Raw genomic sequence first — 20098 nt, forward strand, 5'->3', positions numbered from 1 at the left:
TTGGCTCCCTACAGACCGATGCTGTTGAGCAGTTTGTCCAGCGCCTCCGGGTCATCGAACCGGGCGCGCACCGGCCAGGGCGTGACCTTGTCGCGCCAGGCCGGGGGAAGTCGGACCCAGTCCTTTTCGGTCGTCACCAGCCCCGCATCATAGACCTTGGCGCGGTCTTCCAGGAAAGCGAGCGTCGCTTCGCTATAGGCGCCGTGGTCAGGAAACGGCGCGAAGTCGACCAGCTGACAGCCGGCGGCGGTCAGGGCCTTCTCGACCTTCCAGGGCTTGGCGATGCCCGCGAAGCCCACCTGCGGCCCCTTTGGGACCGGCGCTGCGGCTTCCAGTCGAGCGACCAGCACGGGGATGTCGCCCAACGCGGTCAGGAGCTCGATGTCCGGCTGCTCCATCTCGACGGGCAGTAACACGATCACCGCATCCGCACGGGACAGGCCGACCTTTAGCGGTTCGCGCATTGGTCCGGCGGGGAACACCCGACCATCGCCGAACGGCCATTCGCCGCCCCGCGTCTCGCCGTCGACCACGACCAGCGACAGCGCCTTCCTGATGCTGGGGTTCTGGTGACCGTCGTCCATAACGATCGTCTGCGCGCCGGTCCGAACCGCCGCCTTGGCGCCGGCGACGCGGTCGGCGGCGATCCACATCGGGAAATCCTGCGCCAGCATCAGCGGCTCGTCGCCGACATCGGCGGCGGTGTGGCGAGCGGTGTCGACCTGTACTGGCCCCTTGAGCTTGCCGCCATAGCCGCGCGACAGGCCATGGGCGGCGACGCCCCGCTGGGTCAGGGTCAGCAGCAGTTCCCGCACGATCGGCGTCTTGCCGGCGCCGCCCATGGTGACATTGCCCACACAGATCACCGGCGCGCCGACGATCGCCGGCGTAGCGCGGGCGATGCGGCGGCGGGTGGCCCCGGCCCACAGCCAGGACAGCGGCGTCAGCAGCGCGCGGGCGATCGGCGCAGGCGCGCCGCTCTTGACGTACCACCAGCGTGGCGTGCCGAGTTTCATGGCGCCAGCTCTAGGATGCGGGAGAGACCATCGCGCGCCTCGCGGTCGCGACGATCGACGAAGTCGCGGGCGCGGGTCGCGCGCGCCTTCGCTGCGTCAGGATCGGCCAGATCGGCCGCGATGGCCGTGGCTAGGTCGCCTGGCCCGGTCATGACCACGCCGGCGACCGCTTCGAGACCTGCATAGGCCGAGGTCCAGTTCTCGACAAAGGGACCGCTGATCGCCGGGCAGTCCAGCCGCGCGGCTTCCAGCGGATTGTGACCGCCGATGTCGGGAACGAGGCTACCGGCGATCACGCTGGTGCGCGCCAAGCGGAACCACAGGCCCATTTCGCCCAGGGTGTCGGCGACCACCACGTCGGCGGGCTGTCCGGGCGACTGACTGCGAAGCGACGCCGACAGGCCCCGCGCTTGGGCCTGGGCTACGATGGCGGAGCCTCGCTCAACGTGCCGTGGCGCCAGGATCACGGGGGGGCGATGCGGCAGGGCGGCGATGGCGTCCAGCGTGATCTCGTCTTCGCCGGGGTGCGTGCTGGCGATCAGCCAGGGCGCGGTCGGGAACCGCTCCTGCTCGATCGTCAGGGTCGCTGGATCAACAGGCAGCGGCGCAGCGCCAAACTTCAGGTCGGCCTCGCCCGCGACCTTGCCGCCTAGACTTTCGAAACGCTGATGGGCGCGGGCGTCCTGGGCCAGGATCAGGTCGAAGACCGATAGCAGCCGATGCGCGGCCTGCGGACGCGTGGACCAACTGGCGAAGCTGCGATCCGACAGCTTGGCGGAGACCAGCGCGAGGCGCGTCCCGGCCGCCTTGGCCTCCAGCAACAGATTTGGCCACAGCTCGCTCTCGACGAAGACGGCGAGGTCAGGTTTCCACCGCGCGATGAAGCGTCTGGCGGCGCCGGGCGCATCGATGGGCGCGTACTGGTGGATGGCGCCGGGCGGCAGGCGCTTGGCCAGGAGGGCGGCCGAGGTGGTGGTGCCGGACGTCACCAGCACGGTGACCTTGGGCTTCTCGGCGCGCAGACGTTCGACCAACGGCAGGATCGAAAGGCTTTCGCCGACGCTGGCGCCGTGCAGCCAGACGAGCGGGCCGTCAGGCCGCAGCGTCGTATCGGCCCGCGCCAGTCGTTCGGCCAGACGGGCGGGATCCTCCTTGCCCCTGCGGGCGCGGTGGCTCAGCAGGGCCGGGGCGACCGGTTCGAGCAGGCCCGTGGCGGCCCGGTAGAGGTTCAGCGCGTCGGGCCGGATCACACGACGTCCGCCGGCGCGAGGCGGCACGCATGCCCGCCGTGGCCGCTTTCCACCTGGATGGTCACGTGGCCGATATTGAACTGGCTGGCCAGTCCGGCGCAGGCGTCGTGCAGGAACGCGTCGTGGTCGGCGTCGAGCGGGCGAACGACGTGGGCGGTCAGGGCCGTTTCGGTCGTACTCATCGCCCAGATGTGCAGGTCATGCACCTCGCTGACGCCGGGGCGGGCGACCAGCCACTCGCGGACGGCATGGGTGTCGATACCGCGCGGCGTCGCGTCGAGGGCTAAGTCCAGAGAGTCGCGCAGCAGGCCCCAGGTGCCTAGCACGATCACCGCCACGATGACGAGGCTCACCACGGGGTCCAGCCACAGCCAGCCGGTGAAGGTCATGGCCAGGGCCGCGATCACCACCCCGGCCGAGACGGCGGCGTCGGCCGCCATGTGGAGGAAAGCCCCCCGGACGTTCAGATCCTCCTTCGAGCCCTTCATGAACATCAGCGCCGTAGCGGTGTTGATGAGGATGCCAATGGCGGCGACGATCATCACCGGGCCGGTCTCGATGGGTTGAGGCGCGGCGAAGCGACGAATGGCCTCCCAGGCGATGGCGCCCACCGCCACCAGCAGCAGGGCGGCGTTGGCCAGCGAGGCGAGGATCGTGCCCTTGCGCAGGCCATAGGTGCGCCGCGCGCTGGGTGCGCGCTTGGCCAGGATCGTCGCGCCCCACGCCATCAGCAGGCCCAGAACGTCTGAGAGGTTGTGACCGGCGTCGGCCAGCAGCGCCAGCGAATGGGTGAAAATGCCCGCGCCGGCCTCGACCACGACGAAGCCTAGGTTCAGCGCCGTGCCGATCGCGAACGCTCGGCCGAAGTCCTTGGGGGCGTGATGATGGTGGCCGTGATGCCCATGGCCGTGGTGATGATGCCCATGCTCATGCGCGTGGTCATGACCATGGTGGCCATGACTGTGGCCATGATCGTGAGCGTGTCCGTGGGCGTCGTGAGGCATGGGGCTTACATCCCACCAAGGCGGGCGAGGATCAATCTTTGGGCGCGGCTTCGCCGACAATAGCTTCCGCGCGTCGCGAAACGGCGCTCAGCCGCGCGCCCCACGTCTCGACCAAAACGTCGGGGTCATCGTCTCGACCCGCGTGAACCGGGCCGTCCCAGACCATCGCCGCCTTGGCGAAGGGCAGGGGAATGATGGTGCGGTCCCAGGTCTTCAGGCGGATGCAGGGATTGACCGCGACGCCGACGAACAGCACCGGCGCGCCGCTGACCCGGGCCAGGGCGACCGCGCCCTTCTGCATGACCTCGACGGGACCTCTTGGGCCGTCGGGCGTAATGGCCATGGCCCCGCCGTCCTTCACCCACTTTACCATGTCGCGGAAGGCCTGCTCGCCGCCCTTGTTCTTGCTGGTGTCGGCGGTCTTCTTCAGGGACGAGCCTCGGATCGACGGCAGGCCCAGGCGCGCGATCACCCGAGCGATGAACTCGCCGTCGCGCGACTGGCTGACCAGAACCCGGATCTCCGGCTTGTCTGGTCCTTGCGGCCAGGTCGCCGGCCCCACGGGGACCCGCGAGTGCCACAACGCCAGGATCGCGCCGCTTCCGCTGGCCAGGGCCTCGGCCTGAACGCGGTCGGCGATCTCTTGGCCCTCGCGCGTCCAGCGCAGGGTCTTGTAGGTCAGCGCGATGTAGCCCGAGAAGACGCGGGTCAGCGCGCCCATCACCCAGGGCGAACGGAGCGGTCTCACGCCGTGATCTCCCCGTCGTGGCCGGGCGCCGGGTGGTCCAGATCCTGGGCCTTGGCGAGGCGGGCATAGAGGCCGCCGGCGCGGACCAGTTCGGCATGCGAGCCCGTCTCCACGACCCGTCCCTTGTCGATCACATAGATGCGACCGGCGTTCTTCACCGTCGACAGGCGGTGAGCGATCAGGATGGTCGTGCGCCCCGCCATCAGGCGCTCCAGCGCGGCCTGGACCTGGGCCTCGCTCTCGGTGTCGAGCGCACTGGTCGCTTCGTCGAGCAGCAGGATCGGGGCGTCCTTCAAAAAGGCGCGGGCGATGGCGATGCGCTGGCGCTGGCCACCCGACAGGCGGGCGCCGGCTTCGCCGACAGGTGTGTCATAGCCCTCTGGCAGGGCCAGGATGAAGTCGTGAGCTGCGGCCTGGCGGGCGGCGCCCTCGATCTCCAGCTGGCTGGCGCCGGGACGGGCGTAGGCGATGTTGGCGCGGATGCTGTCATCGAACAGGAACGGCTCCTGGGTCACCAGGGCGATGCGGTCGCGCAGCGAGGCCAGGGTCACAGAACGCACGTCGTGGCCGTCGATGGTCACCGCGCCTGCGTTCACGTCGTAGAAGCGCGGGATCAGGTTCAGGATCGAGCTCTTGCCGCCGCCCGAGGGGCCGACCAGGGCTACCGTCTCTCCCTTGCGCGCCTGCAGATTGACGTTCGACAGGGCCGGAACGTCCGCGCCGTACGAGAAGGTCACGTCGGCCAGGGCGATCATGCTCTCGCCTGGCGGCAGCGCCTTGGCGTCGGCGGGATCGACGATGGTTGGGGCCACATCGAGCGCCTCGAACAGGCGGCGGGCGGCGGTCAGGCCCTCGCTGAACACGGTCTGCAAGTTGGCGACCTGGCGCAGAGACTGGGCCGCGATGCCCAGCAGGATCACGAACTTGAGGAAACCGCCGGGCGTGATCGGCGGCAGAGTGAAGGGGCCGACGACCAGCGCGCCGGTGATCGCCCGCCAGCCGGCGTAGGCGAAGACGGCGGCGATAACCAGCTGCGAGAACAGCTCGGTCGCCGGAGCGGCCATGGCGCGAGCGTTGCTGCCCTTGATTAAGTGCCGCTGGCGGCGCTCGACCACGGCGGCGACGCGGGCCTCCTCGTAGGCCTCGCGGTTCTCCATCTTGACGATCTTGACCCCGTCCAGGCTCTCCATGATCGCGGTGGAGAGGTTCGAGGTCTCGCCCATGGCGCCCTTGGCGGCTTTGGTCGTGCGCTTGGAAAAGTGACGGATCACGCCGCTGACGCCCGGCACGATGATCAGCACGCCGGCGGCCAGGATCGGATCGCTGTTGAACAGCGCCCACAGGGTGATGGCGACGATCAGGGCTTCGCGGACATAGTTGATGACGCCGGTGGTCGCCGCCTCGCGGATCAGGCCGGCGTCGTAGAGCACCGAGGCCACATAGGAGCCCGAATGCGCGCCGCGCAGGCGGGCCAAATCCGCCCGGATCAGGCGACCGAACAGGCGCGTCTGCATGTCGCCGACCACGCCGTTGCCGATGCGGTTGATCAGGCTGGCCTGGATCACCTGGAAGACGCCCCGCGCGACCGCGAGGGCGGCGATGGTCAGCGGCACCCAGATCAGGGCGCCCGGCTTGGGATGGGCGATCAGCTGATCGACGGCCGGCTCGACATATTCGCCCAGCATCACTGTCAGCCGCGCCACGATCACGGCGCTGATCATCGAGACCAGAAAGCCCTTCCAGCGGGGCTGGAGGAACTCGCGCCACATCCGGCCCATCAGGGCGCGGTTCGAGGGCTGCGGAGGATCCTGTGCGGTCATGGGCGAGGGGTCGGATTTCGGGAGGAGGCTGTCAAGGACGCGTGGGACGCAATGGCGGCGAAAAGCGACGCTCTGAAGGCGGATCGTCGCGGGATTTTGCCTTTCGTGGCCTATGTCCTTACTTAGACCCCGAGTTTCCGAAGGATCGCGCCGCCTTGGCCAAGTTCGACCTGACCACCCGCTGGGGCCGGTTCAAGACCTATCTCCACTATCTGTGGAACGATCACGCCTATCTGCGCCTGGGCTTTTCGAACGCCCACTGGATCAGCCCGGAGCTGGTCCGCGCCAACCAGCCCTGGCCGTTCCAGCTGGCGTGGTGGAAGAGGCGCGGGATCAAGACGATCGTGAACCTGCGCGGCGGCTTTGACGGCAGCTTCTATGCGCTGGAGAAGGACGCCTGCGAGCGCCTGGGCCTGAACTTCGTCGACTTCGTGATCACCTCGCGCGAGGTCCCGATCCGCGAGCGGGTGCGCGGCGCCAAGGAACTGTTTGAGCGGATCGAATATCCGGCCCTCATGCACTGCAAGTCCGGCGCGGACCGGGCGGGCATCATGAGCGTCTTTTACGCCCACTATCGGCTGGGTCAGCCGATCCGCGAGGCGATGCAGCAGCTGGGCCCGCGCTACCTGCACATCAAGCACGGCAACACGGGCGTGCTGGACTATGTGTTCGAGCAGTATCTCGAGAAGGGTGAGCCCAAGGGCCTGACCTTCAGCGAATGGGTCGAGAGCGACGACTACGACCCGGTCGAGATGAAGAAGACCTTCCGGGCGGGCATGCTGGGCAAGGTGCTGACGGACAAGATTTTGCGGCGGGAGTGATCCAAATCCTCCCCCCGTGGGGGAGGCGGCCGAAGGCCGGAGGGGGGCGTAACCGGCTATCCGGCCTCTTCCCCCTCCGTCGACTTCGCCGACACCTCCCCCGCTAGGGGGAGGATTTCAGACCAGATCAGCCCTCGCTCGGATCCAGCAGCTTGTGGGCGTGGATGATGAAGTAGCGGGCGTGGGCGTTATCGACCGTGGCCTGGGCCTTGGCCTTCCAGGCCTTGTGGGCCTCGTCGTAGCTCGGATAGGCGCCGACGAATTCGACTTTCGAGAGATCGCGGAATTCGACGCCCGCGACGTCCTTCAGTTCACCGCCGACCACGATATGAAGAAGCTGCTTGTCAGGCATTTGGAGCACGTTCCTGCGAGGAATTGTAATTATGGCAGCTCGATATGCCCGACACGGTTAAGGATCAATGGCGCAAGCGCCTGATTGGCGCAAACTAGGCTCGGAACCAGTGGAACGGGCCGATTATAGGCGTAGGGGCGGCCCTTGTGATCACTGAGCGCCGCGCCGGCGCGCTGGCAGATCAGGTCGGCGGCCGCGACATCCCACTCGCTCTTCGGTGATAGCGCCACCGCCGCATCGAAGGCCCCCGCCGCCACAAGACAGGCTCGGTAGGCGATGGAGTTTCGGGTTTCGATCCGCATCGTCGGCCAGGGCTCGCGCCACGCGGGGTGGGCGAACATCTTGGCGTCGCCCAGCATCGCCGAGCCTTCTAGAACCTCGGTTGCGCTCGGGGCGATCAGCGCGCCGTTCAGCGTCGCGGGACCATCGAAGGTCGCAGCGTAGGTCTCGTCCAGGGCCGGGGCGTGGACCACGCCCGCGACGGGTTTGCCGTTCTCGACCACGGCGATCGACACCGCAAACCAGGGCTTACCCTTCATGAAGGCGACGGTGCCGTCGATCGGGTCGACCACGAACTGTCGACCGGTGGAGAGGCGGGCCGGATCGTCGGCGGTCTCTTCCGACAGCCATCCATAGTCGGGGCGTTCGGCGCGCAGCTCCGTACGCAACAGGGTGTCGACCGCGAGGTCGGCGTCCGTGACCGGCGAGCCGCCCGACTTGGACCAGATCTTCAGGCCGTTCTCGCGGGCGCTGAGCGCCAGTTCGCCCGCCTCCCGCGCCGCGGCGATGATCAGGTCCAGATCGTTCATTTGCCCGCGATCGCCAGGGCGTCGACCAAGAGGGACGGGCTATTGCTGGCGCCCCGGAACTGCAGGTCCGAGCCCGGCACGAGACGGGCGTAGATGTCGATCAGGTTACCGGCCACGGTGATCTCGGTGACCGGGCCGGTGCTCTCGCCGTTCTCGAACCAGTAGCCCGAGCAGCCCACCGACCAGTCGCCGGTGTTGCCGTTCAGGGAGGGTCCGAACATCGAGGTGACCACGAGGCCGGTCCCAGCGTCCTTCATCAGGCCCTGCAGATCCTTGGCGCCGGGCTGAAGCGTCAGGTTGTGGGTCGAGACCCCGGACGGACCCGCCAGGCCGCGCGAGGCATGGCCGGTCGTCGCGAGGCCCAGTTGCTTGGCTGCGCTCGTGTTCAGAAGCCATGTGGTGAGGACGCCGTCCTCGATCAGGGCGCGCGCCTGCGTGGCCACGCCCTCGTCGTCGAACGGCGCCGAGCCAAGACCCCGCACTCGGTGCGGGTCTTCCAGCAGGTTGACGCCCTTGGCGAAGATCGCCTGACCCAGCTTGTCCTTCAGGAACGAGGTGCCGCGTGCGATCGACGGGCCGGAGATCGCGCCCAGCAGCGGACCGATCAGGCTCATGGCCAGGCGATTTTCGAAGATCACGGGCGCGGTGGTCGAGGCGATCTTGCGGGGGTTCAGGCGGGCGACCGCCATGCGGCCGGCCTCCATGCCGATGTCGCCGGCGGCGGGCAGGTCGCCGAAGTGCCGCGCCGACCGACCCTCGCCGCCGCGCTCCATGCCCGCGCCTTCGCCGGCGATGGCCGAGGCCGAGATCGAGTGACCCGTGGCGGCATGCGCGCCGTGGAAGCCGTCGCTCGTGGCCAGGGCCCAGCGCGACGATGACCAGGTGGCCGAGCCGCCATCGGAATTGGTGACGCCCTTGACCGCGCGGGCGTGCTCCTCGGCGATGCGGGCCTGGGTTTCCAGCGTCTCGGCCGAGGGCTCGTAGGCGTCGATCAGATCAAGATCCGGGAACGGACCTCGCGCAAGACGATCCTGGGGCGCGAGGCTGGCGTAGGGATCTTCCGGCGCCAGGCGCGCCATGGCGACGGCGCGCTCGACCAGTTTGGCGCGGGCCTCGGGCGAGATGTCGGAGCCGGAAACGGTGGCGCTGCGCTGGCCGATGAACACCCGGAGGCCCAGATCGCGGGCCTCTTCGCGTTCGACCTCCTCAAGCTCGCCCAGGCGAACCGAAACCGAAAGGGATTGGCGCTCGGCGAAGACAGCCTCGGCCGCGTCGGCCCCGGCCTTGCGCGCGGCGGCGACCACGTCATGCAGCAGATTATCGTCCATGGGGTCTTATGGACGTGATCTCCTCCCCCGTGCAACGGGGGAGGACAATTCGTAGCTAGCCGATCGCCGACAGCAGCAGCGCTACGCCGGCGAAGATGTAGGCCAGCCAGGTGGCGACCATGCCGATCGCGCGCGGGATCGAGGCGCCGCCGCTGTTGGATAGGCCGATCGCGTGAACCACACGGCCAGCAAACAAAATGAAGCCGACGACGTGGATGGCCAAGGGCGCGGCGCCGGCGACGGCCAGCACAGCCAGGGCGGCGACGCCGGACGGGATATACTCCGACGCATTGCCAAAGGCGCGGATGGCGCGGGCGAGCTCCGGGATGCCCTCGTCGCCCAGCGCCACCTTGTGCTTCTGGCGCAAGCGAACGACCAGCAGCGAGAGGATCAGCAGCAGGAAAAGGTTGAGGCCGGCCCATAGGGCGGCGGCGTGGCCCGAAACGATCGTATCCATGGTCTTCTCGTCGTCCTTGCGCCCGCTCCCCCCGAGCGGAGCGCCATATGAGGCCTTCCGCCCGGGCTCGGCAACCCGGCGACCTTATCGCGCGAGTTCGCGAGCGATCGGATAGAGCAGGTGATGGTCGTCGTAGAACGGGGTGCGCTTGTAGAACCAGGCCAGGCGCGCAGCGGGATCGGCGGCGAACTTGGGCTCGGCCGACAGCTTAGCGTCGAATTCGGCCTTCAGGGCGGGATCGGCGGCCATCATCTTCTCGGCCAGCGGGGCGATCGCATAGGGCTCGATGTACTCCACGCGGCTCAGCACCTCGGGAACCATGCCCCAGGCGAAGAGGCTTTCGCTGGACTGCGGCTCCAGCAGCAGCACGACAAGATCGCCGAGCGGCTGGTCAGTGGGCACGCGTACCGAGCCTTTCGGGAAGGTCCAGTCGCGGGCCTCGGTCGTCACCTTCTCGACGCTGATCTGCACGTGGCCCTCATTGGCGCGCGGGGCGATCTTGGGCTCGACCAGGCGGATCATCTCGACCTTGAGCGTCTGGTCGGTGGTCAGGGGCTCCAGCGCGACGCCGTGCAGCTTCAGGCGCTCGATGATGTCGGCGCGGTGGCTGGGCACATAGTAGGCGGCAGGACGCTTGAGCGTCAGCGAAGGCTTGGAGCCATAGAACGGGACGTTCCAGATCTCCGGATCAGCCTCGCCCAGCCAGCGCACTTCCTTCCGGCCCGAGGCCGGGCTGTCGTAGTACTCGTACTTGATGCCCTTGAAGGCGCGCGTGTAGGCGGGCTTGGGATCAGCGACGAAGTTGGCCGGGATCTCCGCCGGGCGCAGGGCGCTGTCGGCGGCGATGGCGGTGCGCAGGTCGCCACCCTTGTCGGCCAGCAGCTTCAGGGACGTCTCGATGAACACATAGGTTCCCAGCACGCGCTGGGCGTGGGGTTTGAGGCTATGGTTCTCGATCAGGATGGTCGGGACGTGGGCGGCTGCGCCCCAGCCGTTCGAAAAACGCTCGCCCAGGCCACCGTCCGAGAAGCCGGCCTTGGGATTGTGCTCGTCAATGCCGAAGACCAGTTCGCCCGGAATATGGCCCTCGGCCTCCAGGCTCTTGTTCATGGCGGGCTTCAGCACCCTGTCCAGCCATTGGGCGATCGCCGGCGAGCGGTTCCAGACGCCGTTCTCACCGTTGAATCCGTAGGTGACGTCGTACTGGTAGTCCATGCCGTCGGTCACGTGGACGTCGACATAGAGATCAGCCTTGTACTTGGCTTGCAGGCGCTTCAGCGCCCGCATCTCCGGCTGGTCCAGCTTCATGAAGTCGCGGTTGAGGTTCTGGTTGGTCGCGGTGTTGCGCCAACCTTGGATGCGCGGTCCGCGCTGGTTGGGACGCGAATAGGCGCTGGCGCGCTCGTGGCCGTCGACCGACAGGATCGGGATCAGGACGAGGTTGACCTTGTCGAGCAGCTCATCCTTGCCGTGGAACGCCATGTCCCGCAGCAGCATCATGCCGGCGTCCTTGCCGTCGATCTCGCCGGGGTGAATGCCCGCCTGGACCAGCAGCAGCGGCTTCTTGGGATCGAGTTTCTCGCCGTCCTTGGACGCGATCACCGCGAAGATCTCACGGCCCTGCGGCGAGACCCCGAAGTCCTCGACGCGGATCAGGGGGCTGGCCTTGTCCAGCTTCTGGAACCAGGCGCGGGTGTCGGCGTAGGTCGGCGAGAAATTGTGCTCGGGGTCGGCCTCGAACGGCGTCACCCATGGGTCGGCCTTGTCGCGGATCAGCGCCTGGCTGGCCCCCTGCCAATGCGGCGCGGGCGGCAAAAATGGCTGGTCCCACGGCGCTGCGCCGACGGATGGAGGCGAGGGCGTCTGGGCCATGACAGGGGCTCCGAAGGCGAACAGGGCGGAGGCGGCGATAAGCATCGAGCGGCGCATGGCCGCTGTCGTCGCGCCTTCGGGCCGCCCTGGCAAGAGCCGTTGGGGCGTGGGCGGCTAGAAGGTAAAGAGAACCACCAGGAAGATCGCGTTTAGGACCGCCAGCGCGACGCGATTGACCGCTCGGTTGCGGACGAACAGAAGCACCGCGATCAGGAGGTAGAAGGCGAGCATCAGCGCCGCGTTCAATCCCATCCAGCGCGCTTCGAGCGTCTCGCTGAAGCCTCGGATCAGAACAGAATTGACCTCGAAGCCGAGAACGCTGCCCAAGGCCATCCCGCCGATCAGAAGGGGGCGATGCCGATCATAGTAGTCGTCCAGATCGGTGGTCTGGCCTCCGTCGTCCGGCGCTGTCAGCGTCGCCAGCAAATAGTAAAGGCTGGCAGTGATCACCCCGTTCGTGACGAGTCTGAGGCTCAAGTCGGCGAGGCCGAGGATCCGACCGCCGTTGTTGATCAGGCTGCAGATGTCCAGCAGCAATAACAGCGTGAACAGGGGCATCGACCAGCCGATCCGCACCCTGTCCCGCGCCCGAGCGATACGGGCCACGTTGGACAGCAGCTTGGCGACAGCCAGGGCCAGCAACGCGCCGTAGACGGTGAAGAAGATCTCGATCGCGTCCATGTGTCCCCCGGGCGGCGAGTCACAGATTAGCGGCTTGGCGAGCGGGCGTCATCGAGAGCGTGCGGGTCTGCTCGGCGGCGGCCTTCCAATTCCCCTCAGATGGACGGCAATCTGAGGAACGATGCGACGTTCGTCGAGAGCATCAACACCATCAGCGCAAGGTTCACCGCCTTGCTTCGCGTCAGCATGATCGCGCCGACGCAGAGGAAAAAGGTGAGGGGCTGCCAGCTCTGAGAAAGGTTCGACCAGAACGCCAGCCGCTGGGCGAAGCCCGCAGGCGTCAGCGAGGGGATAAGCTCGAACATCACCAACCCAGCGACGGCGATACAGGCCATGATCAGCCTGCGGTGTCGCAAATAGACGGCGTCGAGGTCGGGCTCTTGCGCCAGGTCGCGCGGCAGGACGATCGAGGCCGCCAGATAGTAGAGCGACGCCGCAAAGAGGCTCAGAACGATAACCAGATAGTTCAGGTGCTTGTCATTGTAGAGCAGGTAGGCGGTGACCCAGAAGCCGCACAAATCCGTCAGCAACACCGCGATCAGGACGGGTGTCAGCAGCCCGATCTGGACACCCTTGGCGTCATGGGTCAGTCGGGCGACGCCGCCGATGATCTCGACGACCGAAAGGCCCAGAACCAGCCCGTAAAGCGAGAAAAAGAACTCGAAGGCGCTCATCGGAACAGGCCTGCGATCATTAGAAGCGCCATTATTATGAGACCGACGCGTATCCAGCGCGGGTCAGTCACGAAAACCAGCGCGAAGGGCAGCAGGATGCGGGCGGCGAAATAGACGCCCGCGAAGCCAGTCGGAAAGCCGGCGCCGGCGATAAATCCGTACAGGCGGCCAATCAGCGGCGGTCCGGCCAAGCCCACCAGAAGAAGGCGGCGGTGCATAAGAAAGTGTTCTTCAAGCGTCGCCGACTCGCCGACGCGTGGAAACATCAGCCGGCTGACGAAGACATAGGGCAGCGCCATGCTCACCGCGAGCAACATGGCTTCCGCCCCCACATCGAGGGTGTCGCGACGGGCCCAAAAGGTGATCCAGGCGTTCATCACGCCCAGCAGGACGCACAGGGCGAAAATCGGGGTTGCAACACCAACCCTGACTTTCTGACGGTCCCGCCACATCTCGGCGAAGCCCTGGACGACCTCGGCCGCCGCCAGGCCGAGGATCAGGCTGTAGAAGGCGAAGATATACTCGAACGCGCTCATCGATGGCCCCCCGACCGCGACTTCTAGCTCAAGCTACTTCCAGATCGGCTTACCGTCACCCGGCAGGCCCAGCCGGCCCCACATGTCGCTGACCTTGTCGACCACGGCCTGGTCCATGCGGATCTCCTCGCCCCATTCGCGTTTGGTCTCGGGCGGCCACTTGTCGGTGGCGTCGAGGCCGATCTTGGAGCCGAGGCCGCTCTCGGGGCTGGCGAAGTCGAGATAGTCGATCGGCGTGTGCTCGATCACCGTGATGTCCCTTGCCGGGTCCATCTTGGTGCTGATCGCCCACATCACGTCCTTCCAGTCGCGGGCGTTGATGTCGTGATCCACGACGATCACCCACTTGGTGTACATGAACTGGCGCAGGTAGCTCCAGACGCCCAGCATCACGCGCTTGGCGTGGCCGGGATAGGCCTTCTTCATCGACACCACGGCGATGCGGTAGCTGCAGCCTTCGGGCGGCAGCCAGAAGTCGACGATCTCGGGGAACTGCTGGCGGATCAGCGGAATGAACACCTCGTTGAGCGCCTCGCCCAGCACAGAAGGCTCGTCCGGCGGGCGGCCGGTGAAGGTGGTCAGGTAGATCGGGTCCTTGCGCATGGTGATCGCCGTCACCTGGAAGACCGGGAACTTCTCGACGCTGTTGTAGTAGCCGGTGTGGTCGCCGTAGGGGCCCTCGTCGGCGTACTCGTCCAGCAGGACATGGCCCTCGATGACGATCTCGGCGTGGGCCGGGACCATCAGCGGTACGGTCTTGGCCGGCACGAGATCGACCTTGGCGCCGCGCAGCAGGCCGGCGAACTGATACTCCGACAGGGTGTCGGGCACCGGCGTCACAGCGGCCAGGATCGTGCCGGGGTCCGCACCCAGGACGGCGCAGGCGGGCAGGGGCTCTTTGGAGCCGGCTTTCTTGTGGCGGGCGTAGTGCTGGGCGCCGCCGCGATGGGCCAGCCAGCGCATGACGCACTTGTCTTTCGACAGGACCTGCATGCGGTAGATGCCGAGGTTGAAGTCGTCCTCGCGGTCCTTGCTCGGGCCCTTGGTGACGACCAGCGGCCAGGTGATCAGCGGCGCGGGCTCGCCCGGCCAGCAGGTCTGGACCGGCAGCTTGGAGAGATCGATCTGGTCGCCGGTCAGGACAACCTCCTGCACGGGCGCTTTCTTCACCGTGCCAGGGCGCATGCTCATGACCGTCTTGGCCAATGGCAGCATGTCGAGGGCGTCCTTGAGGCCCTTGGGCGGCTGGGGCTGGCGCAGGAAGGCCAGCAGTTCGCCGACTTCGCGCAGTTCGCCGGCCGTCTCGCGCGGCTCGCCGCCCAGGGTCACGCCCATGGCCACGCGCTTGACCGTACCGAAGAGGTTGGCGAGCGCCGGCATCGCCGAGCGCGAGCCATCGGGCAGCAGCACATGCTCGAACAGCACCGCCGGTCCGCCGGTCGCCAGGAGGCGGGTCTGGATCTCGGTCATCTCCAGGACGCTCGAGACCGGCTCCTTGACGCGCACCAGCTCGCCCTTGGCCTCCAGGACGTCGATGAATTCACGAAGGGATCGGTAAGCCATGGAGACTCCTGGGAACGCGCGGAAACTAGACCGGCGGAACGCTGAGCGGAATCACCCAATTCATCCGAATTTCCCGGCGAACGCCGGGACCCAGATTCATCTGGAGCTTCCGGCGCGATCGCGCCAACCGCCGAGCCAGTCTATTCAGACGCTTGCGAATTCGATCTGGGCCCCGGCGCTCGCCGGGGAGATCGGCAGTTCAAGCGCTAAGCCGATACGGCGAGATCGTCTGCGTGGATCATCGGGCCTTCGGTGAAGCCGAGTTCTGCCTCAATCGCGTCCGAGCGCAGACCCGCGATCCGCTGAGCGTCGGCGCTGTCGTAGCGGATAAGACCCCGCGCCACTTCGCGGCCAGTCTCGTCGCGAACGCGCACCGCGTCGCCCTTGTCGAACGGGCCCTCGACGGCGCGGACCCCTGCAGCGAGCAGGCTCTTGCCCGACACCAGGGCGGCGGCGGCTCCGGTGTCGACCGTCACCCAGCCTTGAGGCGCGAGCGATCCGGCGATCCAGGCTTTATAGGCAGCGGCCGGGGAGGCCCCCGCCTCGATCAGGGTGGCCTTCTCGCCCTCGGCGATGGCGGCCAGCGGACGCGGGCGCGAGCCCAGGGTGATCAAGGTGGCGCAGCCGGCGGCGCGGGCGATGCGGGCGGCGGCGATCTTGGTGGCCATGCCGCCGGTGCCGACTCCGGCTGCGGCGTTGGCGCCGTCCGCCATGCCGGCGATCTCCGGCGTAATCTCCGACACGAGCGCGATATGCGCCGCCTTCGGGTTCTTGCGCGGGTCGGCGGTGTAGAGGCCGTCGATGTCCGACAGCAGGACCAGCAGGTCGGCGCCGGCCATTTGGGCGACGCGGGCGGCGAGCCGATCATTGTCGCCGTAGCGGATCTCCTCGGTCACGACCGTATCGTTCTCGTTGACCACCGGCACGACCCCAAGACCCATCAAGGTCTCGGTCGTCGCCCGAGCGTTGAGCCAGCGGCGACGCATCTCGGTGTCGTCGCGGGTCAGCAGGATCTGGGCGACACTGATCCCGTGAGGCTCGAAAGCCTCTTCCCAGGCCCGCATCAGAAGACTTTGACCCGCCGCTGCGGCGGCCTGCTTCTCAGGAAGAGTGGCGCGCTGGCTGCTGAGGCCAAGGCGACGGCGACCCAGCGCGACTGCGCCCGACGAGACCACGAGAACCTGCTTCCCGGCGGCCCGCAGGGCGGCGGCGTCCGCGCAGAAGGCTTCCAGCCAGGCGCGGTTGGCCGCGCCCGTCTCGGCGTCGACCAACAGGGCCGAGCCGACCTTGAATACGATGCGACAGGCGGTCTCGAAGGCCTCCCGGGAGCCCGATGTCACGGCGTCCAGCCTCCGGGCGTCTCGTCCACGTGATCCTCGTCGTCGTCGATCTCTTCCTCAAGATCTCCGCGGCGGATGCGCACTTGCTTGTAGGCCGCGCGCAGCAATTCCGTCACGCCTTGACCGGAGACGCCCGAAACCAGCCGAGGCTTAATCCCCGAGACGGCTTCCAGTTCGGCGACCTTTTCCGCGAGGGTTTCTTCGTCGAGGGCGTCGATCTTGTTCAGGGCCAGGATCTCGGCCTTGTCGGCCAGTTCGTCGCCATAGGCCTCAAGCTCGCCTCGGATCGTCTCGTAAGCCCCCGCCACATCCTCCTGTGTCGCGTCGATCAGGTGGATCAACGTGGCCGACCGTTCGACGTGGCCGAGGAAGCGGGTGCCAAGGCCGGCGCCTTCGGAGGCGCCTTCGATCAAGCCGGGGATGTCGGCCAGGACGAAGCGTTCGCTGCTCGACAGATCTACGACGCCGAGATTCGGCGTGAGGGTGGTGAACGGATAGTCGGCGATCTTCGGCTTGGCGGCGCTGGCTGCGGCCAGGAAGGTCGACTTGCCGGCGTTGGGCAGGCCCACCAGGCCGACATCGGCGATCAGCTTCAGTCGCAGCCAGATCCAGCGTTCCTCGCCGTCCTGGCCGGGATTGGCGTATTTCGGCGCCTGGTTGACCGGCCCCTTGAAGTGCAGATTGCCCCAGCCGCCGTTGCCGCCCTTGGCCAGCAGGATGCGCATGCCGGCGTGGTCGAGGTCGGCGATCAGGGTTTCCTTGTCCTCCTCCAGCACCTCGGTGCCGACGGGAACCTTCAGGACGACGTCTTCACCAGCGGCGCCGTGGCGCGCGCGGCCCATGCCATGGACCCCGGTCCCGGCCTTGAAGTGTTGCTGGTAGCGATAGTCGATCAGGGTGTTGAGGCCTTCCACGGCCTCGATCCACACATCGCCGCCGCGACCGCCGTCGCCGCCGTCCGGGCCGCCGTACTCGATGTACTTTTCACGACGGAACGACACCGATCCGCCGCCGCCGTTTCCGGAGCGGATATAGATCTTGCATTGGTCCAAGAATTTCATGGGGCTCTTTTGTCCCAAGGCGTCCCGCGCGTCGAGCCCAAACGCCGTTCCGACGCTTCAGGGCCTGTGTCGCTTGGTCACGGGCCGGGTTGCCCTGAAACCGCGATCGACGTTCGCCGTCGTGACGAAATGTTAAACCACAGAGTGCGACAAAGAGTCTTGGCAGCAAAACCGTGGTTTTTGCTACGGCGGAGCAGGAGGCTGACCTTGGCGAGCGAAGAAGAGGGCATGGCGTTGCTGGCGAAGGATCTGCGCGATCTGTCGACGCAGGAACTCCACCGCAAGTATAGCGCTGAGGCCTCTGCGCATCGCAACATCTTGATCGGGCGAGGCACCGGCGTCGCGCCGCAGTGGCGCGATTTCAAGGTCTTCATCGGTGAAGTAGGCCCCAAGCCGTCCGCCGATCACACGCTCGTCCTGCTCAATCGATACGAGCGCACGTATGGCCCGGGCCGCGCCCGCTGGATGACCGCCGAGGAACAGGCCGCGCACGAAGCCGAGTTCGATCGCCTCCGCGCCGAACAGATGCGCGAAGAGCAACTGCTCCTGCACAAGGCCGCCGCCACCAAGCGCGCCAGCACGCCGGGCGCGCCGTCGTTTGGCCAATGGACGCCGATGGGCGGCAAGCTGGTCACCTATCCTGATGTGGCCAAGCGTCTGGCCATTCCGGTCAATGCGCTTTCCAAGACCATGCCCCCGGGCTCCAGCGCCGATGAACTGGTCAAGCGGGCCGCGACGTCGGCTGATCTGATCAATGAGAATGCTACCTGGCTCCCGCCAGACCCGGTCCGCAAGGCCGGCTTCTTCGAGGCCTACCGCATCTGGCACCTGCAGGTTCAGCCGCAGTTCGGCCGCGCCGCGACGCCGACGTTCCTCTTCCTCTACATCGCCCTGCCGGTCATGAAGCAGTGCCGCGACGAACTGATGGATCTGGATTTGTGGAATCCGCTGGGCCAGCGTGCGCTGAACGCGCGCGACAATCACCCGGCGTGGAAGAAGTACACCGAGTTCATGCCGCGCGCTCAGGTGGCGATGATGGAGATCCCCATCTACGCGACCTATTCGCTGCTCAGCGACCTGGACGCCCTTTGCGAGCGGATCGTCACCGCCGAGAAGCGTTTCCGTGAAGGTCCGCAGAAGGTGATCCACACCCACCGCGCGGCCTGAGGTTCGGCTTCAAGCTAACCAGACCATCATTCGCGTCGCCGCCGGCTCGCCCCGCGCGATCGACGGCTTATGCTCCACGACGCCGGTATAGAGAAAGCCGGCTTTGACCAGCACGCGCCCTGAGGCCTCGTTGTCGGCGAAATGGCCCGCCGTGACATACCGCTTTCGCCAGGCCGAACGCGCCCAGTCCAGCGCGCCGCGCGCAGCTTCAGTGGCGTAGCCGCGGCCCCAGTAGGGCCGGCCGATCCAGTAGCCCATTTCCACCGGTCCATCGGGATTGGTGAACAGGCCGACGACGCCGATCAGGCCCTCGTCCGCCAGTTCGATGGCGAAGGTGTTGTCTCGGGAGCGATCCTGGGTCCCGCACCGGGCCACGAAGTCCTCAGCATGGGCGCGGGTATAGGGCGAAGGCATGCGCGTGGTCATGCGCGCCACGTCATGATCGGTGCAAAACGCCGCCACGCGCTCGATGTCGGCTCTAGCCGGCGCGCGCAGCGTCAGGCGCTGGGTTTCGACGACAGGACTTTCGCTTTTGACGCACATCGGCGCCTCCCAGAGTTCCTCCGGTCCTCTTTCATTCGGGACCGTGACGCCGCCATGGCGAAGCCTGTTTGGCGACGAGACAAAACAAAAGCGGGGAGCCCGGCGTTCCGGACTCCCCGCTAGAGATCGTCTGTCCGGATCGTCTTCTTGCGAAGCACGACCCGAAAGAACCTTGGATCGTGCTTACTCGGCCGGCTGAGCGGCCGGGGTCACGGTCACGTAGGTGCGATTGTGCTTCTTGGTCACGAAGCCCACCGCGCCCTGCACGAGCGCGAAGAGGGTGTGATCCTTGCCAATGCCCACGCCCGAACCCGGGTAGAACTTGGTGCCGCGCTGACGCACGAGGATGTTGCCGGCAAGAACCTTCTCGCCGCCGAACTTCTTTACGCCAAGGCGCTTCGACTCTGAGTCGCGACCGTTGCTGGACGAGCCGCCTGATTTCTTGTGAGCCATCTTGCTCTCCTACCTTAGAAGGCGTCGCCCTTAGGCTTCGCCTTCCTCCGTCTTGGCGGCGGCCTTCTTAGGGGCGGCCTTCTTCTTCGGGGCGGCTTCGGCCTTGGCCGGAGCCGCTTCGACCGGGGCGGGGATCGTCGCCGGAACGGCGGCGTCGCCGAGACCGCGGGCGCGAGCGTTCAGGATGACCTTCGGGGTCAGGTCAATCGACCCTTCCCACTTGGCTTCCTTGCCAGCGCCGGCGACCGACGTGACGCGCACGACGGATTCGAACTGGCGGTGACCGCGCGTGCGGCGGTAGCCTTGGCGGCGGATCTTCTTGAAGATCTTCACCTTCTCGCCCTTGCGGGTTTCGAGCAGGGTTCCGGAGACGACAGCGCCGTCCACGGTGGGGGCGCCGACCGTCACGGCCTCGCCTTCGCCAAGCATCAGGACTTCACCGAAGGCCACGGCCGCGCCGGGTTCACCTTCGAGCTTTTCGACCACCAGCAGGTCGCCGGCTTGAACCCGGTACTGCTTGCCGCCGGTTTTGATCACCGCGTACATAGGTTAGCGCCTTAAAAACGTGCGTTCGCAAAATAGGGAACGCCCGCTCGGAAACCC

21 protein-coding genes are annotated in these 20098 nt (G+C 66.9%); 2 read left to right on the top strand and 19 right to left on the bottom strand.

What is annotated here, in order from left to right; genetic code table 11:
* Positions 1 to 8: 8 nt before the first annotated feature.
* From lpxK to ACT53N_RS06680, 5 genes are read right to left on the bottom strand one after another with little or no spacing between them, the layout of a single operon-like run.
* A complete protein-coding gene (gene lpxK / locus ACT53N_RS06660) occupies positions 9 to 1016 on the bottom strand; it encodes a tetraacyldisaccharide 4'-kinase (protein WP_476063158.1) in 1008 nt (335 codons plus the stop codon).
* Complete coding sequence (locus ACT53N_RS06665) at positions 1013 to 2293, bottom strand: 3-deoxy-D-manno-octulosonic acid transferase (RefSeq protein WP_476063159.1); 1281 nt, start codon at positions 2291 to 2293, stop codon at positions 1013 to 1015. Before ACT53N_RS06665 ends, lpxK begins: the two co-directional genes overlap by 4 nt.
* Positions 2263 to 3270, bottom strand: coding sequence for a cation diffusion facilitator family transporter (locus ACT53N_RS06670; protein WP_476063160.1), 1008 nt, complete (start codon positions 3268 to 3270; stop codon positions 2263 to 2265). Before ACT53N_RS06670 ends, ACT53N_RS06665 begins: the two co-directional genes overlap by 31 nt.
* Before the next feature lie 31 nt (positions 3271 to 3301).
* A complete protein-coding gene (locus ACT53N_RS06675) occupies positions 3302 to 4018 on the bottom strand; it encodes a lysophospholipid acyltransferase family protein (RefSeq protein ID WP_476063161.1) in 717 nt (238 codons plus the stop codon).
* A complete protein-coding gene (locus tag ACT53N_RS06680) occupies positions 4015 to 5838 on the bottom strand; it encodes an ABC transporter ATP-binding protein (RefSeq protein WP_476063162.1) in 1824 nt (607 codons plus the stop codon). The genes ACT53N_RS06675 and ACT53N_RS06680 overlap by 4 nt, the downstream gene beginning before the upstream one ends.
* A gap of 155 nt (positions 5839 to 5993) precedes the next feature.
* Here ACT53N_RS06680 and ACT53N_RS06685 point away from each other — a divergent pair, with 155 nt between their 5' ends.
* On the top strand, positions 5994 to 6659 hold the full coding sequence (locus ACT53N_RS06685; protein ID WP_476063163.1) for a fused DSP-PTPase phosphatase/NAD kinase-like protein: 666 nt from the start codon (positions 5994 to 5996) through the stop codon (positions 6657 to 6659).
* Positions 6660 to 6786: 127 nt separating this feature from the next.
* On the opposite strand, the gene ACT53N_RS06690 is transcribed toward ACT53N_RS06685, so the two are convergent.
* The 11 genes from ACT53N_RS06690 to obgE form a co-directional block, all read right to left on the bottom strand.
* Positions 6787 to 7020, bottom strand: coding sequence for a DUF4170 domain-containing protein (locus ACT53N_RS06690; RefSeq protein ID WP_310217897.1), 234 nt, complete (start codon positions 7018 to 7020; stop codon positions 6787 to 6789).
* Between the two features lie 20 nt (positions 7021 to 7040).
* Complete coding sequence (locus ACT53N_RS06695; RefSeq protein WP_476063164.1) at positions 7041 to 7820, bottom strand: 3'(2'),5'-bisphosphate nucleotidase CysQ; 780 nt, start codon at positions 7818 to 7820, stop codon at positions 7041 to 7043.
* Positions 7817 to 9148 carry a TldD/PmbA family protein gene (locus ACT53N_RS06700; protein ID WP_476063165.1) on the bottom strand — a complete coding sequence of 444 codons (1332 nt, stop codon included), beginning with the start codon at positions 9146 to 9148 and terminating at the stop codon, positions 7817 to 7819. The genes ACT53N_RS06695 and ACT53N_RS06700 overlap by 4 nt, the downstream gene beginning before the upstream one ends.
* A 55-nt stretch (positions 9149 to 9203) precedes the next feature.
* A complete protein-coding gene (locus ACT53N_RS06705) occupies positions 9204 to 9605 on the bottom strand; it encodes an MAPEG family protein (RefSeq protein WP_476063166.1) in 402 nt (133 codons plus the stop codon).
* Positions 9606 to 9689: 84 nt separating this feature from the next.
* Entirely contained in the window at positions 9690 to 11522 is a 1833-nt protein-coding gene (locus tag ACT53N_RS06710) for a M14 family metallopeptidase (protein ID WP_476063402.1), read from the bottom strand.
* 69 nt (positions 11523 to 11591) lie between these two features.
* Positions 11592 to 12158: a hypothetical protein gene (locus ACT53N_RS06715; RefSeq protein ID WP_476063167.1), complete on the bottom strand. Its 567-nt coding sequence runs from the start codon at positions 12156 to 12158 to the stop codon at positions 11592 to 11594.
* Between the two features lie 95 nt (positions 12159 to 12253).
* Positions 12254 to 12832 (bottom strand): hypothetical protein, encoded by a 579-nt coding sequence (locus ACT53N_RS06720; protein ID WP_476063168.1) that lies wholly within the window; start codon positions 12830 to 12832, stop codon positions 12254 to 12256.
* A complete protein-coding gene (locus ACT53N_RS06725; protein WP_476063169.1) occupies positions 12829 to 13368 on the bottom strand; it encodes a hypothetical protein in 540 nt (179 codons plus the stop codon). The genes ACT53N_RS06720 and ACT53N_RS06725 overlap by 4 nt, the downstream gene beginning before the upstream one ends.
* Positions 13369 to 13401: 33 nt before the next feature.
* Positions 13402 to 14931, bottom strand: coding sequence for a UbiD family decarboxylase (locus ACT53N_RS06730; RefSeq protein ID WP_476063170.1), 1530 nt, complete (start codon positions 14929 to 14931; stop codon positions 13402 to 13404).
* A 206-nt stretch (positions 14932 to 15137) separates the two neighbouring features.
* On the bottom strand, positions 15138 to 16271 hold the full coding sequence (proB, locus tag ACT53N_RS06735; RefSeq protein ID WP_476063171.1) for a glutamate 5-kinase: 1134 nt from the start codon (positions 16269 to 16271) through the stop codon (positions 15138 to 15140).
* Positions 16268 to 17332 (bottom strand): GTPase ObgE, encoded by a 1065-nt coding sequence (gene obgE / locus ACT53N_RS06740; protein WP_476063172.1) that lies wholly within the window; start codon positions 17330 to 17332, stop codon positions 16268 to 16270. The genes proB and obgE overlap by 4 nt, the downstream gene beginning before the upstream one ends.
* Positions 17333 to 17539: 207 nt before the next feature.
* On the opposite strand from obgE, the gene ACT53N_RS06745 reads away from it, so the two are divergent.
* Positions 17540 to 18499, top strand: a complete 960-nt coding sequence (locus ACT53N_RS06745; RefSeq protein WP_476063173.1) for a hypothetical protein — start codon at positions 17540 to 17542, stop codon at positions 18497 to 18499.
* Between the two features lie 9 nt (positions 18500 to 18508).
* On the opposite strand, the gene ACT53N_RS06750 is transcribed toward ACT53N_RS06745, so the two are convergent.
* From ACT53N_RS06750 to rplU, 3 genes are all read right to left on the bottom strand, one after another.
* Positions 18509 to 19042 (bottom strand): GNAT family N-acetyltransferase, encoded by a 534-nt coding sequence (locus tag ACT53N_RS06750; RefSeq protein WP_476063174.1) that lies wholly within the window; start codon positions 19040 to 19042, stop codon positions 18509 to 18511.
* Between the two features lie 183 nt (positions 19043 to 19225).
* Positions 19226 to 19495, bottom strand: coding sequence for a 50S ribosomal protein L27 (gene rpmA / locus ACT53N_RS06755; protein WP_010918207.1), 270 nt, complete (start codon positions 19493 to 19495; stop codon positions 19226 to 19228).
* Positions 19496 to 19525: 30 nt separating this feature from the next.
* The gene (gene rplU, locus ACT53N_RS06760; protein ID WP_310217923.1) at positions 19526 to 20041 is read right to left on the bottom strand and encodes a 50S ribosomal protein L21; all 516 of its coding nucleotides are present in this window, start codon (positions 20039 to 20041) and stop codon (positions 19526 to 19528) included.
* Positions 20042 to 20098: the final 57 nt, after the last annotated feature.

This window comes from Caulobacter sp. DMC95, from assembly GCF_056313785.1.

Excerpts from the sequence above, each read along its gene's own strand:
- ACT53N_RS06695 (WP_476063164.1), bottom strand. The coding sequence starts at position 7,820 with ATGAACGATCTGGACCTGATCATCGCCGCGGCGCGGGAGGCGGGCGAA.
- ACT53N_RS06730 (WP_476063170.1), bottom strand. The coding sequence starts at position 14,931 with ATGGCTTACCGATCCCTTCGTGAATTCATCGACGTCCTGGAGGCCAAG.
- rpmA (WP_010918207.1), bottom strand. The coding sequence starts at position 19,495 with ATGGCTCACAAGAAATCAGGCGGCTCGTCCAGCAACGGTCGCGACTCA.
- ACT53N_RS06710 (WP_476063402.1), bottom strand. The coding sequence starts at position 11,522 with ATGCTTATCGCCGCCTCCGCCCTGTTCGCCTTCGGAGCCCCTGTCATG.
- ACT53N_RS06680 (WP_476063162.1), bottom strand. The coding sequence starts at position 5,838 with ATGACCGCACAGGATCCTCCGCAGCCCTCGAACCGCGCCCTGATGGGC.
- ACT53N_RS06705 (WP_476063166.1), bottom strand. The coding sequence starts at position 9,605 with ATGGATACGATCGTTTCGGGCCACGCCGCCGCCCTATGGGCCGGCCTC.
- ACT53N_RS06750 (WP_476063174.1), bottom strand. The coding sequence starts at position 19,042 with ATGTGCGTCAAAAGCGAAAGTCCTGTCGTCGAAACCCAGCGCCTGACG.
- ACT53N_RS06700 (WP_476063165.1), bottom strand. The coding sequence starts at position 9,148 with ATGGACGATAATCTGCTGCATGACGTGGTCGCCGCCGCGCGCAAGGCC.
- ACT53N_RS06715 (WP_476063167.1), bottom strand. The coding sequence starts at position 12,158 with ATGGACGCGATCGAGATCTTCTTCACCGTCTACGGCGCGTTGCTGGCC.
- ACT53N_RS06670 (WP_476063160.1), bottom strand. The coding sequence starts at position 3,270 with ATGCCTCACGACGCCCACGGACACGCTCACGATCATGGCCACAGTCAT.
- lpxK (WP_476063158.1), bottom strand. The coding sequence starts at position 1,016 with ATGAAACTCGGCACGCCACGCTGGTGGTACGTCAAGAGCGGCGCGCCT.
- ACT53N_RS06725 (WP_476063169.1), bottom strand. The coding sequence starts at position 13,368 with ATGAGCGCGTTCGAGTATATCTTCGCCTTCTACAGCCTGATCCTCGGC.
- obgE (WP_476063172.1), bottom strand. The coding sequence starts at position 17,332 with ATGAAATTCTTGGACCAATGCAAGATCTATATCCGCTCCGGAAACGGC.
- ACT53N_RS06720 (WP_476063168.1), bottom strand. The coding sequence starts at position 12,832 with ATGAGCGCCTTCGAGTTCTTTTTCTCGCTTTACGGGCTGGTTCTGGGC.
- rplU (WP_310217923.1), bottom strand. The coding sequence starts at position 20,041 with ATGTACGCGGTGATCAAAACCGGCGGCAAGCAGTACCGGGTTCAAGCC.